Source organism: Frigoribacterium sp. AC512, from assembly GCF_979258295.1.
The window spans coordinates 52097-68889 of sequence record NZ_OZ409850.1 but is presented as its reverse complement, the minus strand read 5'-3'; the positions used below and the strand labels follow the sequence as shown (position 1 = coordinate 68889).

Sequence of the window (16793 nt, the reverse complement as noted above, 5' to 3'; positions counted from 1 at the left end):
AAGGCCTGGATGGGGCTTGTGCCGGTCGCGCGTTTCAGGCGGCACCTTCAGCCTTTAGCGCCAGATGGCTCCCAAACTTCCGATCCGCGCCTGCACGGCAACCGCCGCAGCACCACGCGCCCAGGCACCGAAGTCGGCGTCCCCGGTGAGGACCCGCACCTCCGACGCGTCGGGGTCTCGGTCTGCGGCGATGCCGGCACGCATCTCGGACGTCGCGACGGGGACGTCGACGAGCCCGATGCCCTCGCCCGAGAGCACCACCGTCCCCACCATCGTCAGGTTCGCGACCGCGGCGATCATGCGGCCGAGCGACCGGCCGGCCGTGCCGACGACCTGCACCGCGACCGCGTTGCCGGAGGCGGCGAGCGCCAGCAACTCCTCGTAGCTGACCAACCGGCCGAGACCGACGGCCGCCGAGGCGCACATGCTCGTCGTCGAGAGCATCGCCGTCGAGCAGCCGCGGTGCCCGTCGGCACAGATCGGTCCCGTGGGGTCGAGGGGGAAGTGCCCTCCGAGCCCGAGACCCGTGTCGGGCGTGATGACCTGCCTCCCGTGGATCACGAGGCCGTAGCCGACACCGGCCCCCGTCGTCACCACGGCGAAGTCGTCGATCCCCCGCCCGAGGCCGAACCACCGCTCAGCCTCCGTCAACGCCACCACGTCGTTCTCGACCACGACCGGCAGCCCGAGCCGCCGCGACAGCATCCCGCCGAGGTCCACCTCACGCCACTCGAGGAAAGGCGCGCGCAGCACCACCTGCTGCCCGGTCACCTTGCCGCCGATGCTCACCCCGACACCCGCGAGCTCCGCGACGCCGCCAACGTCAGCCACGCTCGCCTCGGCTGATCCGTCACGTGACGGATCAGGCTCAGCAGCAACACCACCCCCGCTGCCGCCGCCAGCAGCAACGGCACCACCACCCCCGACAGCGCGACCGTCAGAGCCCGACCCGGCGAGCGCCTCCACCACCGCAGCCAGCGCCTCCACCACCTCCTCGGGCGAGTGCCCGGCGAGGTCGGCGACGTGCTCGCCCAGCGTCTTGGCCCGCAGGTCGGTCAGCACGCCGAGCGCCTGGTCGCCGGTCAGCTTGATGCCGACGAAGCGCTGCAGGTCGACCCGCACGTCGAGCGGCTTGGCGGGGCGGCCGACGGCTCCGGCGAGCTCGACGGCGCCCTCGACGAAAAGGCCGCGGTCCAGGAACGGCTTGCTCAGCCGCGTAAGGCTCGCCGGCGACAGGCCCAGCCGGCGCCCCAACTCCGCCCGCGCGATCGGCCCGTGGATCAGCACCTCGCGCACCAGCTCACGCCCGGACTCGCCCAGCACCGGCTCCGTCGTCGTCGTCATGCGCCGAGCATATCTTCCAGCCCGAACGAAAAGGAGGCGCCATCCGGCTCCCCGCAAGCACTTGACAGCCCTATTACTTCCGTCGTAGAACTAACCCATGCAGCGTCGCACCGAAGTCCGCACGACCGAGCTCCACCTCCGCCAGGGAGGCACGAGCGTCGTCCTCGACACCTCCGGCCCCGGCCTCCCCGGCATCGTCCACTGGGGCCCCGACCTCGGCGAGCTCAGCGCCGCCGCCCTCGCCGGTGTCGTCCTCGCCTCCCGCCCCCAGCGCACCTCGGGCGCCATCGACGAACCCGCCCGCCTCACGCTCCTCCCCCTCGAGTCCGACGGCTGGCAGGGCACCCCCGGCCTCCTCGGCAGCCGTGCCGGCGCCTCCTTCTCTCCCGCCTTCACCGTCACCGACCTCGACGTGACCGAGAACGACGACAGCCCAGAGGAGGCGCGCGACACCACCGAGACCGGTGTCACCCCCGGCAGCGACAACGGCACCGGCAGCACGGGCGTCACGGGCACCTCCGGCACCGTCGTGACCATCACGGCCGACGACGACGCCGCCGAGCTGCGCATCGCGATCACCCTGCGTCTCGACCCCCACGGCCTGCTGCACCAGCGCCTCCGCCTCACCAACACCGCGGCCGGCTCGACCGGCGACGACGCCCGCGAGCTCGACGCCTCCGCCGCCGCCGCACTCGACACCGCCGCCACCTACGAGCTCGGCGAGCTCGCGGCGAGCTTCCCCCTGCCGCACACCGCCGGCGAGGTGCTCGACACCACCGGTCGCCACCTCCGTGAGCGCACCCCGCAGCGCCACGACCTCACGATCGGCCGCTACGACCGCGAGAGCCGCCGCGGCCGTCCCGGAGCCGACGCCACCCTCTTCATCGCCACCGGCACGCCCGGCTTCGGCTTCGAGCGCGGCCTCGTTCACGCCGCCCACCTCGCGTGGAGCGGCAACCACCGCGTCAGCGTCGAGCGCATCGTCACCGGCGCCACCCACACCCGCGTGGCCGAGCTGCTCGCCCCGGGCGAGATCCGGCTCGGGCCCGGCGAGAGCTACGAGACGCCGGAGGCGCTCGGCTCGTGGGGAGACGGACTGACCGAGCTCTCGGCACGGTTCCACCGCCTCCTCCGCTCCCGCCCGAACCACCCGGCGACGCCGCGTCCCGTGACCCTCAACACGTGGGAGGCCGTCTACTTCGACCACGACCTCGGCCGCCTCAGCGCCCTCGCCGACGCCGGGGCCCGCGTCGGGATCGAGCGCTTCGTGCTCGACGACGGCTGGTTCCACGGCCGCCGCGACGACACCACGAGCCTCGGCGACTGGTGGGTCGACGAGACGGTCTGGCCCGACGGGCTCGCGCCGATCATCGACCACGTCACCGACCTCGGCATGCAGTTCGGCATCTGGGTCGAGCCCGAGATGGTCAGCCCCGACAGCGAGCTCGCCCGGGCGCACCCCGAGTGGATCCTCGGGCCCGGCGAAGGGCGCCTGCCCGCGATCGCCCGCCAGCAGCAGGTGCTCGACCTCTCGAACCCCGACGCGTTCGCGTACATCCTCGGCAAGCTCGACGCGCTGCTCAGCGACCACGACATCGCCTACCTGAAGTGGGACCACAACCGCGACCTGCTGGAGGCGGGCGCCGGCGCCTCGGCACGACCGGCGGTCCACGAGAACGTCGTCGCGCTCTACCGCCTGCTCGACGAGCTGCGCAGCCGTCACCCCGGCGTCGAGATCGAGAGCTGCGCCTCCGGCGGGGCCCGGGTCGACCTGGGGATCCTCGACCACACCGACCGCATCTGGACGAGCGACTGCATCGACCCGATGGAGCGCCTCGTCAACCAGAAGCACACCGGACTGCTCGTGCCCTACGAGCTGATGGGCGCCCACGTCAGCGGGCCCCGCTCGCACTCGACCGGACGCCGCCACGACCTGTCGTTCCGTGCGGGAGTCGCCCTCCCCGGCCACTTCGGCGTCGAGTGGGACATCAGCTCGCCCGACGTCGACGACGCCACCCTCGACGAGCTCGCCGCCTGGATCGCGGTGCACAAGGCGAACCGGTCGCTCCTCCACACGGGAGTCGTCGTCCACGCCGACCTGCCCGACCCCGGCATGGACCTGCGCGGGGTCGTCGCCGCCGACCGCAGCCGCGCGCTCTACACGTTCACGCAGGTCGCGACGAGCGCGATGTACCCGGCAGGCCCGATCACACTGCCGGGCCTCGACGACGACCGCGAGTACCGCGTCGCCCTCGCGGCGCCGACCGCCTCCGTCGGCGGCCCCGGCCAGTCCCCGCTCGCCTGGGCCCTCGACGGGGTCGTCCTCACCGGTCGCGCCCTCCGTCTCGGCGGCGTGCAGGCCCCGGTCCTCTTCCCCGAGCAGCTCGTCCTGCTCGAGGCCACCGCCCTCTAGCCCCGCTCCTCTCCTCTCCTCTCCTCTCCTCATTCAGGAACATCAAGCCTGATCCTCGCGAGGGGGAGACCGGTCGTCCTGATCCGTGCACCATTCAGGACTCCCCGACCCGCACCTCCTGAATTCCGAGGAGGCGCCCCGCACGACCCAGCACCAGCACCAGCACCAGCACGACCCACGCGGCCCCGGCCGCACCCCCAGCGCAAGGAGGCGCACAGTGACTCCCCGATCCCACTCCCCCGGTCCGAGCTACGACCGGAACAGGCCTGGTCCGAGCCACCGCAAGCACCGCGGCCGCCTCGCCGCGGCCGCGCTCGGCACCGCCGTCGTCCTCGCCGGCCTCACCGGCTGCGCGCCCGGCAGCGGCCCCGACGCCGACGGCGTCACGACGCTCGACTTCTTCCAGTTCAAGCCGGAGGCGGTGCAGGACTTCGCCGACATCATCACCGACTTCGAGGCCGAGAACCCCGACATCCGCGTGGTGCAGAACGCCGTGCCCGACGCCGACACGGCGATCCGCACCCTGCTCGTCAAGAACAAGGTGCCCGACGTGCTGACGCTCAACGTCAGCGGCAACTTCGCCGAGCTGGCGCGGGCCTGCGTCTTCGCCGACCTCAGCGACGAGCCCTCGGCCGACACGGTGAACCCCGCCGTGCAGGAGATCGTGCAGGACCTCGGCAGCTGCGACCAGGGAGGCGGACAAGAGGTCAACGCCCTCCCCTTCGCCAACAACGCCTCGGGCATCATCTACAACCCCGACATCTTCGCGGCGCAGGGCGTCGAGGTCCCCACGACGTGGACCGAGCTGATCGCCGCCGCCGACACCTTCGAGCAGGCCGGCATCGCGCCGTTCTACTGCACGATGAAGGACGCGTGGACGGCCGGGCCCGCCTTCGTCAACCTCGGCGGCGCGTTGATGCCCGACGGCTTCTTCGACGACCTCCGTGCCGAGGGCTCCGACGTGCAGGACGGCGCCGTGTCGTTCAGCAAGGACTTCGGCCCCGCCATGGAGAAGCAGACCGAGCTCTTCTCCTACTGCCAGGACGACTTCGCCAGCCGTGACTACAACGCCGGCAACCTCGCCTTCGCGAACGGCGAGTCGGCCATGTACCTGCAGGGCTCGTACGCGATCCCGGCGATCCGTGCCAACGCGCCCGACGCCTCCATCGGCACCTTCCCCTACCCGGTGACCGAGAACGCCGACGACCGCATCGCCGTGTCCGGCGTCGACGTCGGCCTGTCGATCGGCCGGGACAGCGACAACAAGGAGGAGGCGCAGCGCTTCGTCGACTACCTCATGTCGCCCGAGGTGGTGCAGGCCTACTCGGAGTCGCAGTCCACCTTCTCGCCCCTCGTCGACGCCGAGCCAAACACCGACCCTGCCCTCGCGGGGCTCGAGCCGTACTTCACGAGCGGCCGGATCATCGGCTTCATCGACCACCAGGTGCCCGCGTCGATCCCGCTGGTCAACATGCTGCAGACCCTGGTCATCACCGGCGACGTGGACGAGTTCCTCACCGACCTCGACGACGAGTGGAGCAAGGTCGCCGCCCGCACCACCACGCAGAGAGAAGGCAAGTGATGACCGCCACCGCACCGCGGCCGACGACCGACGCCGGCCCCGAGGGGCCGAGCCGCGCCTCCTCCGGGAAGCACGCCCCCACGCGCCGCGCCGGCCAGGGCAAGACGCCCCGCGCCTTCTACTGGATGGTCGTGCCGGCCGTCGTCATCTTCTTCGGCCTGCACACGATCCCCGTCGTCACGGGCATGTTCTTCAGCCTCACCAACTACGCGGGCTACGGCACGTGGAGCTTCGTCGGGCTCTCGAACTACCTCAACCTGTTCCGCGACGACCGGGTGATCGCGTCGTACCTGTTCACGTTCGGGTTCGCCATCGTGTCGACGATCGCCGTCAACGTGATCTCGCTCGCCATCGCGCTCGGCCTCAACTCGCGGATCAAGTTCCGCACCGCGTTCCGGGGCATCTTCTTCATCCCCTACGTGCTGGCGATCCTCATCATCGGCTACGTCTTCAACTACCTGTTCGCGAACTCGTTCCCGACGATCCTGCAGTCGATCGGGCTGCCGGGCGCCAACATCCTGGCCGACCCGCAGTGGGCCTGGGTCGGCATCGTCATCACGACGGTGTGGCAGGCGTGCGCGTTCAACGTGATCCTCTACCTGGCGGGGCTGCAGACCATCCCCGCCGAGCTGTACGAAGCGGCCGGCATCGACGGCGCGTCGTCGTGGCGGCAGTTCCGCTCGATCACGTTCCCGCTGATCGGCGCCTACTTCACCATCAACATGGTGCTCTCGTTCAAGTCGTTCCTGCAGGTGTTCGACCAGATCGTCGCCCTGACGAACGGCGGCCCCGGCACGTCGACCGAGTCGATCGCGCTCGTCATCTTCCGCGGCGGGTTCCAGGGCGGCGAGTACGGCTACCAGATGGCCAACGCCGTGCTGTACCTCGCCGTCATCATCCTCGTGTCGTTCATCCAGTTGCGCTTCCTCCAGCGCAGAGAGGCGTCGTTCTGATGAGCTCGACGATCCAGGGCGCTGAGGCCCTCCAGACCACCACCAGCCCCGTCGACCCCGGCAGCTCCGACGGCGTCGGCACGAGACCGGCAGGCACACCCCCGAGGTCGCGTCGCCGGCGTCGCCTCGACGGCGGCACGGGAGGCACCAACTGGTGGCTCACCGCACTGATCGCCGTCTGCTCGCTGACGGTGCTCCTCCCCCTGTACTTCACGATCGTGACGTCGCTGAAGACGCCCGACCAGCTGGGCGGCACCGGCTTCGAGCTGCCGACCGAGATCCGCTGGCAGAACTTCGTCGACGCGTACCAGCTGACGAACTTCCCGCAGGCGCTGTTGAACACGGCGCTCATCACCGTCGGGGCCGTCGTGCTGACGCTCTTCACGAACTCGCTGGTGGCCTACGCCATCGCGCGCAACATGCACAAGAAGTTCTTCCGCGGGCTGTACTTCTACTTCCTGGCCGCGATCTTCGTGCCGTTCCCGATCATCATGCTGCCGGTGGTGAAGGAGACGGCGCTGCTCGGCCTCGACACCCCCGTCGGGCTCGTGCTGCTCTATACCGTCTACGGGCTGTCGTTCAACATCTTCATCTTCACCGCCTACATCAACTCGATCCCGATCGAGCTCGAGGAGGCGGCGCGCATGGACGGCGCCAGCACCTGGGGCGTCTTCTGGAAGGTCGTGTTCCCACTGCTGGCGCCGATGAACGCCACGGTCGGCATCCTCACCTGCGTCTGGGCGTGGAACGACTTCCTGCTGCCGCTCGTGATCCTCTCCGACCCCTCGGCGCGCACGCTGCCCCTGGCGCAGTTCATCTTCCAGGGCCAGTTCAACACGAACTACACGGTCGCCTTCGCCTCGTACCTGATGGCCCTGGCACCCCTGCTGGTCGTCTACATCGTGGCGCAGAAGTGGGTCGTCAGCGGCGTGATGCGGGGGTCGACGAAGTGACCGACGCGCGCATGCCGCAGGCCGATGACGGCGGCCGGGACCACACTCGAGACACGACCCCGTCCCCTGCCGGGGGCACGACCGAAGGAGGAGCGGTGCAGCACACCGACGCACCCTGGTGGACGTCCGCCACCGTCTACCAGATCTGGCCCCGCAGCTTCGCCGACGGCGACGGCGACGGCGTGGGTGACCTGGCGGGCATCCGCAGCAAGCTGGGGCACCTGCACGACCTCGGCGTCGACGTGATCTGGCTGTCGCCGATCTACCGCTCGCCGCAGGCCGACGCCGGCTACGACATCAGCGACTACGACGACATCGACCCGCTGTTCGGCACGCTCGACGAGTTCGACGAGCTGCTGGCCGAGGTGCACGGGCTCGGCATGAAGCTCGTGATGGACCTCGTCGTCAACCACACGAGCGACGAGCACGCCTGGTTCACCGAGTCGCGGTCGTCCGTCGACAACCCGAAGCGCGACTGGTACGTTTGGCGTCCGCAGTCGGACGACGGGTCGCTGCCGACCGAGTGGCGCAGCGCCTTCAGCGGGCCTGCCTGGCAGCTCGACGAGGCGACCGGCGAGTGGTACCTGCACATGTTCGCGACGAAGCAGCCCGACCTCAACTGGCAGAACGCGGACATGCGCGCCGCCGTCTACGCGATGATGAACCGCTGGCTCGACCGCGGCGTCGACGGCTTCCGGATGGACGTCATCAACTTCATCGCGAAGACCCCCGAGTCGCTCGCGGCCGGCTCGCCGGCGTTCGTGATGGACCCGGCGATCCACGAGCACCTGCAGGAGATGCACCGCGAGGTCTTCGCCCACCGCGGCGACCGCCAGCTCATCACGGTCGGCGAGATGCCCGGCGTGACGGTCGACGACGCCGCGCTCTTCACCGACCAGGCGCGCAGCGAGCTCGACATGGTGTTCCAGTTCGAGCACGTCGACCTCGACCGCGGCCCCGACTCGAAGTTCGACAACGTGCCGCTCGCGCTGACCGACCTGAAGCGGTCGCTCGGCCGCTGGCAGGAGGGTCTCGCCGAGCGCGGCTGGAACAGCCTCTACCTCGGCAACCACGACCAGCCCCGCAGCGTCTCGCGCTTCGGCGACGACGGCGCCCACCGGTACGAGTCGGCGACGATGCTGGCCGCCGTGCTGCACCTCCACCGTGGCACTCCGTACGTCTACCAGGGCGACGAGATCGGCATGACGAACGCGGGCTTCACCTCGATCGACCAGTACCGCGACATCGAGACGCTGAACTGGCACGAGGAGGCGCTGGCCGCGGGGGCCTCCGAGGCCGACGTCCTCGAGGCGCTCCGCTTCCGCAGCCGCGACAACGCCCGCACGCCGGTGCAGTGGTCGGCGGGCGCCTCCGCGGGCTTCACGACGGGGACCCCGTGGATCGGGGTCAACCCGAACTCGGCCGAGCTGAACGTCGAGGCCGACCGCGCCTCCGGCGACCGCAGCGTCTTCGAGTTCTACCGTCGACTGATCGCGCTGCGGCACGAGCTGCCGGTGGTGCAGCTCGGCGACTTCGCGATGCTCGCGCCCGACGACGAGCGGCTCTACGCGTTCACGCGCACGCTCGGCGACGAGCGCCTGCTCGTGCTCGCGAACTGGTCGGGCGAGCCGTACGACCTCGACCCCGGGCTCGACCCGGTGCTGCGGCGCCGGTCGGTCCCCGAGGTGCTCGTCAGCAACGTGCCGCACGGCCCCGGGCCGCTCACGCTGGCCCCCTGGGAGGTGCGAGTCCTGCGCGCCTGACCCCCGCCTCCTCGCCCCCTCCTCATTCAGGAAGATCCGTCCTGATCCGCGCAACAGGGGGCACGGGGTTCCTGATCCGTGCACGAGTCAGGAACCCCGGGGCCGGGGTTCCTGAATTCGCCTGCGAGGGTCTCCCACCGCGAGCTGCACCCCTCGTCCAGCGCTGCACCCCTCGTTCCGAGGGGGTAGCGCCGGGTCGGGGGTGCAGCTCGTCCGCACCCGGCGAAGCCGCGCGACCCCTCGTGCGCGCAGTGGGGTGCACGAGGGGTCGCGCGACCCCTCGTGCGCGCAGCGGGGTGCACGCGGGTTCGAAGGGGTGCGACCCCGCGGCGACGCGGTCGCAGTGCCTGCAGACAGCGCGGACGCGCCTCCCACAGCAGCGCTCCGGCGGCGCGGCCTACAGCCAGCGCTTCAGCTTGAACGCGCCCCAGAGGCCGCCGCCGATGCCCACCATCAGCGCGAGGGCGAACGGGTAGCCGTACTCCCAGTGCAGTTCGGGCATCACGTCGAAGTTCATGCCGTAGATCGCGCCGATCAGCGTCGGGGCGAAGAGGATGGCGGCCCAGGCGGAGATGCGCTTGGTGACGTCGTTCTGCACTTGGGCGACGAGCGTGGCGTTCAGCGACAGCGCGTTCTGAAGCACCGCCCGGAACGTGTCGGCACGGTCGACGACGCGGATGACGTGGTCCTGCACGTCGCGCAGCCGGCGCTCGAGCTCGGTGCCGACCTGGTACTTCTCGCCTCCGCGCAGCAGCCCGTCGAGCATGCCGACGAGCGGGCGGGTGGCCTTCTGGAAGTCCGCGACCTCGCCGAACAGCTCGTAGATGCGGCGCGAGACCCCGGCCTCGCCGGCGAACAGCTGCTGCTCGATCTCGTCGATGTCGTTCTCGAGCCCCTCGACGACCGGTGCGTACGCGTCGACGATCGCGTCGAGCACCGCCCAGAGGATCGCCTGCGGGCCCACCCGCAGCAGGTCGGGCTTGGCGCGCAGCCTCGACACGCTGCGCGCCAGGTACCGGGAGTCGATGTCGGAGACGTGGTTGATGCCGATCAGGAAGTCCGGCCCGACGAAGAAGTGGATCTCGCCGAACGCGACCCTCTCCTCGGCGTCGACGTACACCGCCGGGCGCACGACGACGAACAGGGTCGTGCCGTAGCGCTCGAGCTTGGCGCGCTGGTGGCCGTGGCCGGCGTCCTCGACGGCGAGCTCGTGCAGGTCGAAGCGGGCGGCCAAGGAGGCGAGCTCGGCTTCGTCGGGCTCGCTCAGCACCATCCACGCGGTGCCGCGCGTCTCGGCGAGCGCCGCGTAGGTCTCGTCGAGCGTGTCGGGGCTCGCGGCGACGCGTCCGTCGACGTAGACGTCGTTGATCAGCAGGGGCATCCGCCCAGTGTCGCAGCCCGGCGGGCCGGGGCCGGGACGGGAAGGGGACGGAGGCGGCTCAGCGGCCGTTCTTGACGTGCTGCGCGATCGTCGCGGCCGAGAGGGCCGTGTTGTACGCGGCCGTGTCGTCGAGGCTGCCGCCGAAGAAGTAGTTCGCGGAGCTCGCGGGGATGTTCGGCCAGCCGGCGAGGTTGTCGTACCCGACGCGCCAGTAGCCGGTGTTCGGCTCGCCCGGCGCGTTCGACAGGGTGCCCACGACCGCGCCGTCGACGTAGAGGGTCAGCACGCCCGCCGCGGTGACGGTGCCGGCGACGTGGTGCCAGGCTCCGTCGCGGTAGGTCTTGGTGGTGCTGACGGTCTTGGTGCCGCCGTTGTAGGTGCCGAAGGTGATCACGCCGGTGCCCGACACCCAGAGCTGGCGGTCGTACGAGCCAGACAGGCCGCTGGCCTGGTTGCCGAAGCCGATGATCTTGCCGCCGGTGCTGTTCGTGGGCAGGTTGATCCACGACTCGACGGTGAAGGCGGTCGGGGCCTGCACGGCGGGAGCGTTGGTGGTGACCTGCCCGGAGGTGCCGTTCAGCGTCACGTAGGGGCTCGAGCCGCAGGCGCCGGCCACACGGCTGACGCCGGCCGACAGGGTGCCGGCACGGCCCGTGGACGAGCTGTCGACGACGGAGGTGCCTGATCCCTCGTTGTAGCCGTACGAGAAGACGGGCGAGTCGGTGACCGCGGGCATCAGGCAGTCGTAGGCCGAGGCCGCGGCGAAGCTACTCGTCTTGTTCGCGGCCTGCGACGAGAAGGCCGCACCGGCCCCGCCCGAGACGACGAGCGTGAGGGCGAGCCCGCCGACGAGGCCGGCGACGGCGAAGGTGCCGGCGGCGCCGCGCAGGCGGCGGAGGCGGCGCTCACGCCGGTGGGCGAGGCGGAGGCTGCGACGCGAGGCCGGGTCGACCGCAGCGACGGAGGCGAGGACGAGCCCCGGGGAGACGGTCACCGTGGAGGTGCCCGAGACCGAGGCGCCGGAGGTGCCGGTCGCGGAGGAGGTGCCGGTCACGTCCTCGGGAGCGCCGGCGGCGCCTCCTTCGCCCCGGCCCTCGCCCTTCAGCTCGCGGCGCAGCGAGCGGTCGGCCTGCGCGCCGAGCACGAGGAGCATCAGCGCGCTGCCCGTGACGAGCAGGTGGCCCCACTGGTGGCCGGCGGCCCAGACGAAGGGGGTGCCGATGTACGGCACGCGGAGGTAGCCGACGCCGACGACGGCGCTGCGGTCGATCGGGGTCGAGTCCGCGGTGGGGTTCGCGTCGCCCTTGGTGACGATCTGCGTGCCCTGGCCGTTGTCGTCGTAGCGGTGCAGACGGAGGTGGTCGGCGCGGTCGGGGTCCTGGAACAGGAGCACCTGGCCGCGGTGGATGGACGACTCCGCGACCGGGCGGCCGACGACGACGTCGCCGGGGTGGATGCGCGGCTCCATCGAGCCGGTCATGACGGTGGTGGGGGTCCAGCCGATCACGGCGGGGACGGCGGCCCAGAGCAGCAGGCCGACCAGGGTGCCGAGCACGGTGCGCGAGAGGATGCCGACGACGATGCGGAGCCAGCCGAGGCGGGCGCTGGCGGTGCCGCTGGTGCTGGTCTCGTGGCCGCGGGCGCCGACGGCCGCGACGGAGGCGGTGGCCGGGTGACGGGGGACGTCGTACGTGGTCATGGCGTCCTCCTGTCTGGTCGGTGCGGGTGCCGGCGCTGGTGGGGCGCTGGTGCGGTGCTGGCGGGGCTGGGCTGGGCTGGTGCTGGCGGGGCTGGTGGTGCGCTGCGCCCCAGGGGGCCGCGGGTCATCGGGCGACCCACGGACCCCTGCGTCGACGGTCCGGGCCGTCGTGGTGCGCGCCCGGCTGGTGACCGGGCAGGTGGCCCGCCGGCGGGTTCGGGAAGCCGGCGGAGCTGGCCCGTCGCCGCCCACGGGGGAGGAAGGCGGCGACGGGGTCGTGCCCCGTCGCCGCCCGGGGGGAGGGAGGCGACGGGAGTCGAGGCGGCTCTAGCTGTTCTGGGCTTCCCAGGTGAGGCCGAGCGAGGCGGTGCCGGACTGCGTCGTGTTGGGCGCAGCGTTCGAGACCGTGTACGAGACCTGGTAGACGCGGGTCTCCGAGGTCGTGGTCTGGGTGCCGGTGGTGCCCGTGGGGGCCCAGTTGCCGACGCCGTTGCTGAAGTTCGTGTAGCTCGTGCCGAAGCCGGCGAGCGTGCCGTTGTACAGCGACGAGCCGGCGGCGAGGGGGGTGAAGCCCGAGCAGGAGCCGAAGCCGCCGCCGGTGCCCTGCACGACGCTGAGCGTGATGTTCGAGGCGAGGTTGTTCGTCGTCGCGGCGGCGGTGCCGTAGAGCTTGACGGTCGAGGCGAGCGTGCCGGTCGAGGTGACGGCGATGCAGTTGGTGCCGGTCGAGCCGGGCTTGAGGTTGGTGGCCGTGAACAGCGCGGTGTTCGAGTCGTCGTCGGTGAGGGCGACGGAGCCGGCGGTCCAGTTGCTGGTCGGGTTGACCGTGGTCGACGAGAAGGCCGAGTACGAGGCCTGCGAGACGACGACGCCGCTGGCGACGAGGGCGGCGGGGATGGCGATCCAGGCGGCGAGGCGGGCGGCGCGGGGGGTGGGACGGGACATCGTGGGCTCCAGGGGGTGAGAAGTGGTGGTGAGGCAGTTCGGGTGGGGCGGCAGTTCTCGAGACAGTTCGTGGGGGCTGAGCATCTCGACTCCCGTGTCTCCCGGTGATCGAGAGGTTCGGTGTCCGTGTGGCTCGGTGCCCAAGTGGTACGACAATCAAGTTATTCGGGTGTCGAGTAGCTTGCAAGCCGAGGGATGCCCCCAGTGGTGGGGGGTACCTTTTCTGTCGTGTTGCTCGATGGCCGAGCTATAGTGGGGCACGACCTCCCCGCGCGGACTCACCACCCGCACGCGATCCCCCTCTCTTCCGCCGCACCTCCTCCCCCTCTGGAGCGCACGCATGACCGACATCTCTCCCCAGCCGGCCGCCGGCACCGCTCCTCCCCTCGGCGACGACGGCCTCGTCGACGTCGACGACGTCCTCGGCGCCTTCTCGACGCTCCTCGCGCAGAACGCCCGTGTCGAGCGGCTCGTCGCGACCCACTTCGGCATCGGGACGACCGACCTCACCTGCCTCGTCTTCGTCGCGAACAACCCCGAGAGCACCCCGAAGCTCGCCGCCGAGGCGCTCGAGCTGTCGACCGGGGCGACCACCAGCCTCATCGACCGGCTCGAGAAGGCCGGCTTCGTCTCCCGTCGTGCGCACCCCACCGACCGCCGCAGCGTCGTGCTCGAGCTGGCCCCCGAGGGCCAGGCCGCCGTCGCCGAGACGGGTGAGTTCTACCGCAGCGCCTTCCGCGACGCGATCGACCCGCGCCAGCTCGACTTCCTCGCGTCGGTGATGCGTGCGATCGGCGACTCCCTCACGCGCCGGGCAGTCGACGACGGCACGACGGGCGCGCAGGCCTCGAGCTGACGGGCAGGCCGTACGCGGCCCTCATCTGGGTCGCCTGCGCGTGCCCGGTCGTAGGGTGGCGCGATGACTCCCTCCGACGTGCTCATCGAGGCGTTCGACCGCCTCCCCGCCATCGCCTCCGCCGCCGTGGACGGCCTCTCGGTCGACGACCTGGCCTGGCGCCCGGACTCCGAGGCGAACACCATCGCCTGGCTGGTCTGGCACACCGCCCGCGGGCAGGACGTGCAGATCGCCGACCTCGCCGCCTCCGACCAGGTGTGGACCGCCGACGGCTGGGCCGACCGCTTCGCGCTCCCCTTCGACGACGCCGAGATGGGCTACGGCCAGTCGCCCTCGGAGGTGGGCGAGGTGCGTGCCGAGCCGCACCTCCTCGTCGCCTACCTCGAGGCCGTCACGCTGCGCACCCGCGGCTACCTCGAGGGGCTGGACGCTGCCTCCTACACGGACGTCGTCGACGACGCGTGGGACCCGCCCGTCACCGCCGGCTCGCGCCTCGTGAGCATCCTCGGCGACTGCACGCAGCACCTCGGCCAGGCGTCGTACGTGCGCGGGCTGCTCGACCGCCGCTAGCGCCAGGGGCGCGGGCTGGCCGCCGGCAGCCCTGCCGTACCTACGCGAAAGCGACGAACCTCCGTGGTGCACCACGGAGGTTCGTCGCTTTCACGGTGCCCAGCGCCCGTCAGGGCCCCGAAGGAGGTGCGGTGCGGCCTAGACGCCGGCCAGCTGGTCGACGAGGGCGTCGCCCGAGCGGGCGTCGATCATCTCGGCCTCGATCTCGGCGCGGTCGAGCAGCTCCTCCATGCGGCGGCGACGGGGACGCGTGATCAGCGTGACGACGGTGCCCTCCTTGCCGGCACGGCCGGTGCGGCCCGAGCGGTGCAGGTACGTCTTGTACTCGTCGGGCATGTCGGCCTGGACGACGAGCTCGATGTCGTCGACGTGGATGCCCCGCGCGGCGACGTCGGTCGCGACGAGCACGTTGACCTTGCCGCTGGTGAGCAGGCCGAGGTTGCGCGTGCGGCGGGCCTGGTTCAGGTCGCCGTGCAGGCTGGTGGCGCGGATGCCCGCGTCCTCGAGCTGGTCGGTGAGCTGCTCGGCGAACGCACGGGTGCGCGCGAAGACGAGCGTCTTGCCGGGGCCCGACGCGAGCTGCTCGATGACGGCCGTCTTGTCGCGCTGCTCGATGACGAGCACGCGGTGGTCGATCGTCGAGCTGGCCTGGTCCTCGCCGGCGACCTCGTGCACGGCGGGCTTCACGAGGAACTCGTCGACGAGCTTCGCCACGCCCTTGTCGAGGGTCGCGCTGAAGAGCAGCTTCTGGGCACGGTCGCCGTTGGGCTTGACCTGGGCGGTCTCGCGGATGATGCGCTGCACCGGCTCGAGGAACCCGAGGTCGCACATGTGGTCGGCCTCGTCGAGCACCGTGATGACGACCTCGCTGAGGTCGAGTCGGCCCTGGTCGATCAGGTCCTCGATGCGGCCGGGGGTGCCGATCACGATGTCGACGCCGCGGTTCAGCGCGCCGACCTGGCGGGCCTGGGGCACGCCTCCGTAGACCTGCGTGGTGAACAGGCCGACCGAGCGGGCGATGGGCTGCACGGTGCGGTCGATCTGCATCGCGAGCTCGCGCGTCGGGGCGAGGATGAGCGCGCGGGGCCGACGGCCCATCTTGCGGTTCTTCGCGCCGTTGTTCTCCATCAGCTTCTCGACGAGCGGCGCGCCGAAGGCGATGGTCTTGCCGGAGCCGGTGCGACCGCGGCCGAGGACGTCACGACCCGCGAGCACGTCGGGGATCGTCGCGGCCTGGATCGCGAACGGGGCGGCGGCGCCCATCGAGGCCAGCTGGCGCTCGATGTTGTCGCCGAGGCCCAGGTCGCCGAAGCTGACGCCCTCGACGTCCTGCGCCGTGAGCACCTCCGCCTGGAGCTTCTCGAGCTTGACGTCGTCCTCGGGCGAGTAGTGCGCGCCCTGGTCGCGCTTCGGGTAGAAGTCGCTGCGATCGTTGCGCTCGGCTGCGCCGGGGCCCCGGTCGCCGCGGTCGAAGCTGCGGGGCGCGCGATCGTCGCGGCCGCCACGGCTGTCGCGGCTGTCGCGGTCGAAGCTGCGGGGCGCGCGCTCGTCGCGGCCGCCACGGGCGTCGCGGTCGTACGAGCCGCCGGAGGCGCGTCCACCGCGCTCAGGACGGTCACCCCACGAACGGGCCGGCTGGTCCTCGCGGGGCGGGCGTCCGGCGGGCGTGTAGTTCTTGGGCGCACGGTCGTCGCGGCGAGCGGGACGCTCGGGACGGTCGTCGCGGCGGGGGGCTCGCTCGTCGCGGTCGTACGAGCGGGGCGCGCTGGGCCCCTGCTCGCCGGTTCCGGGGCGCCGCGAAGCGGCGTCACGGCCGTGCGAGTAGGGAGCGTCGCGTGCGGGACGATCGTTGCGGTCCCAGCTGCGCGGGGCGCGGTCATCGCGTGCGGGACGCGCGTCGCGGTCGTACGAACGACCGCCGCGCTCGTCGCGGCCGCCGCCGTCACGGGCCGGACGAGCGTCGCGCTCCCAGCTGCGGGCGGGGCGTCCGTCGCGTCCGGCGCGGGCCGCCTCCTTGCCGCCGTCACGGCCGAAACGGGGGGCACCTCCGTCGCGGCCTCGCTCGGCGTTGCGAGCGTCGTGGTCACGGGGGGCGAAGCGGCTGTTCGAGGTCTTCTCGCGCGGCTCCCAGTTGGGGCGGCTGCTGCCGCTGCGGGGGGCCTCGCCGCGGCGCTCGGCGCGGGCGTCGGAGTTCCATCGGTTCTTGCGCTCGGGGACGCCGGCCTCGTCGGGGCGGTGGCCGCGGTGCGAGGAGCTCTTGGAGCCCGGCTTGCGGTGCGGGTCGGTGCCTCGCGAGCGTGAAGGAGTCTTGTCGTAGGGGGGCATGGTGTTCTT

At 71.6% G+C, this 16793-nt stretch carries 12 protein-coding genes; 7 read left to right on the top strand and 5 right to left on the bottom strand.

Annotated elements, in window-relative coordinates; all coding sequences use genetic code 11:
- Positions 1 to 54: 54 nt before the first annotated feature.
- Positions 55 to 1344, bottom strand: a complete 1290-nt coding sequence (locus ACZZ97_RS00265; protein WP_463471844.1) for an ROK family protein — start codon at positions 1342 to 1344, stop codon at positions 55 to 57.
- Positions 1345 to 1441: 97 nt separating this feature from the next.
- Here ACZZ97_RS00265 and ACZZ97_RS00260 point away from each other — a divergent pair, with 97 nt between their 5' ends.
- The 5 genes from ACZZ97_RS00260 (at position 1442) to ACZZ97_RS00240 (ending at position 9008) form a co-directional block, all read left to right on the top strand.
- The gene (locus tag ACZZ97_RS00260; protein WP_463471843.1) at positions 1442 to 3757 is read left to right on the top strand and encodes an alpha-galactosidase; all 2316 of its coding nucleotides are present in this window, start codon (positions 1442 to 1444) and stop codon (positions 3755 to 3757) included.
- 217 nt (positions 3758 to 3974) lie between these two features.
- A complete protein-coding gene (locus ACZZ97_RS00255; RefSeq protein ID WP_463471842.1) occupies positions 3975 to 5339 on the top strand; it encodes an ABC transporter substrate-binding protein in 1365 nt (454 codons plus the stop codon).
- Positions 5339 to 6292: a carbohydrate ABC transporter permease gene (locus ACZZ97_RS00250; RefSeq protein ID WP_314100689.1), complete on the top strand. Its 954-nt coding sequence runs from the start codon at positions 5339 to 5341 to the stop codon at positions 6290 to 6292. Before ACZZ97_RS00255 ends, ACZZ97_RS00250 begins: the two co-directional genes overlap by 1 nt.
- The gene (locus ACZZ97_RS00245) at positions 6292 to 7245 is read left to right on the top strand and encodes a carbohydrate ABC transporter permease (protein WP_463471841.1); all 954 of its coding nucleotides are present in this window, start codon (positions 6292 to 6294) and stop codon (positions 7243 to 7245) included. Before ACZZ97_RS00250 ends, ACZZ97_RS00245 begins: the two co-directional genes overlap by 1 nt.
- Before the next feature lie 11 nt (positions 7246 to 7256).
- Positions 7257 to 9008, top strand: a complete 1752-nt coding sequence (locus ACZZ97_RS00240) for a glycoside hydrolase family 13 protein (protein WP_463473738.1) — start codon at positions 7257 to 7259, stop codon at positions 9006 to 9008.
- Positions 9009 to 9405: 397 nt separating this feature from the next.
- Here the strand turns inward: ACZZ97_RS00240 and ACZZ97_RS00235 are convergent, their stop codons facing one another.
- The 3 genes from ACZZ97_RS00235 to ACZZ97_RS00225 all read right to left on the bottom strand — a co-directional run bounded on the left by ACZZ97_RS00235 (position 9406) and on the right by ACZZ97_RS00225 (position 13033).
- Entirely contained in the window at positions 9406 to 10389 is a 984-nt protein-coding gene (locus tag ACZZ97_RS00235; protein ID WP_463471840.1) for a magnesium and cobalt transport protein CorA, read from the bottom strand.
- Positions 10390 to 10447: 58 nt separating this feature from the next.
- On the bottom strand, positions 10448 to 12088 hold the full coding sequence (locus tag ACZZ97_RS00230; protein ID WP_463471839.1) for a signal peptidase I: 1641 nt from the start codon (positions 12086 to 12088) through the stop codon (positions 10448 to 10450).
- A 327-nt stretch (positions 12089 to 12415) separates the two neighbouring features.
- Positions 12416 to 13033, bottom strand: coding sequence for a M73 family metallopeptidase (locus ACZZ97_RS00225; protein WP_123548784.1), 618 nt, complete (start codon positions 13031 to 13033; stop codon positions 12416 to 12418).
- A 340-nt stretch (positions 13034 to 13373) separates the two neighbouring features.
- On the opposite strand from ACZZ97_RS00225, the gene ACZZ97_RS00220 reads away from it, so the two are divergent.
- Together ACZZ97_RS00220 and ACZZ97_RS00215 are read left to right on the top strand one after the other, a co-directional pair.
- The gene (locus ACZZ97_RS00220; RefSeq protein WP_314100684.1) at positions 13374 to 13889 is read left to right on the top strand and encodes a MarR family winged helix-turn-helix transcriptional regulator; all 516 of its coding nucleotides are present in this window, start codon (positions 13374 to 13376) and stop codon (positions 13887 to 13889) included.
- 63 nt (positions 13890 to 13952) lie between these two features.
- Complete coding sequence (locus ACZZ97_RS00215; protein ID WP_463471838.1) at positions 13953 to 14459, top strand: mycothiol transferase; 507 nt, start codon at positions 13953 to 13955, stop codon at positions 14457 to 14459.
- A 138-nt stretch (positions 14460 to 14597) separates the two neighbouring features.
- On the opposite strand, the gene ACZZ97_RS00210 is transcribed toward ACZZ97_RS00215, so the two are convergent.
- Complete coding sequence (locus ACZZ97_RS00210) at positions 14598 to 16784, bottom strand: DEAD/DEAH box helicase (RefSeq protein WP_463471837.1); 2187 nt, start codon at positions 16782 to 16784, stop codon at positions 14598 to 14600.
- Between the last annotated feature and the right edge of the window lie 9 nt (positions 16785 to 16793).

Excerpts from the sequence above, each read along its gene's own strand:
- ACZZ97_RS00225 (WP_123548784.1), bottom strand. The coding sequence starts at position 13,033 with ATGTCCCGTCCCACCCCCCGCGCCGCCCGCCTCGCCGCCTGGATCGCC.
- ACZZ97_RS00260 (WP_463471843.1), top strand. The coding sequence starts at position 1,442 with ATGCAGCGTCGCACCGAAGTCCGCACGACCGAGCTCCACCTCCGCCAG.
- ACZZ97_RS00220 (WP_314100684.1), top strand. The coding sequence starts at position 13,374 with ATGACCGACATCTCTCCCCAGCCGGCCGCCGGCACCGCTCCTCCCCTC.
- ACZZ97_RS00235 (WP_463471840.1), bottom strand. The coding sequence starts at position 10,389 with ATGCCCCTGCTGATCAACGACGTCTACGTCGACGGACGCGTCGCCGCG.
- ACZZ97_RS00245 (WP_463471841.1), top strand. The coding sequence starts at position 6,292 with ATGAGCTCGACGATCCAGGGCGCTGAGGCCCTCCAGACCACCACCAGC.
- ACZZ97_RS00240 (WP_463473738.1), top strand. The coding sequence starts at position 7,257 with ATGCCGCAGGCCGATGACGGCGGCCGGGACCACACTCGAGACACGACC.
- ACZZ97_RS00250 (WP_314100689.1), top strand. The coding sequence starts at position 5,339 with ATGACCGCCACCGCACCGCGGCCGACGACCGACGCCGGCCCCGAGGGG.
- ACZZ97_RS00230 (WP_463471839.1), bottom strand. The coding sequence starts at position 12,088 with ATGACCACGTACGACGTCCCCCGTCACCCGGCCACCGCCTCCGTCGCG.
- ACZZ97_RS00210 (WP_463471837.1), bottom strand. The coding sequence starts at position 16,784 with ATGCCCCCCTACGACAAGACTCCTTCACGCTCGCGAGGCACCGACCCG.
- ACZZ97_RS00265 (WP_463471844.1), bottom strand. The coding sequence starts at position 1,344 with ATGACGACGACGACGGAGCCGGTGCTGGGCGAGTCCGGGCGTGAGCTG.
- ACZZ97_RS00215 (WP_463471838.1), top strand. The coding sequence starts at position 13,953 with ATGACTCCCTCCGACGTGCTCATCGAGGCGTTCGACCGCCTCCCCGCC.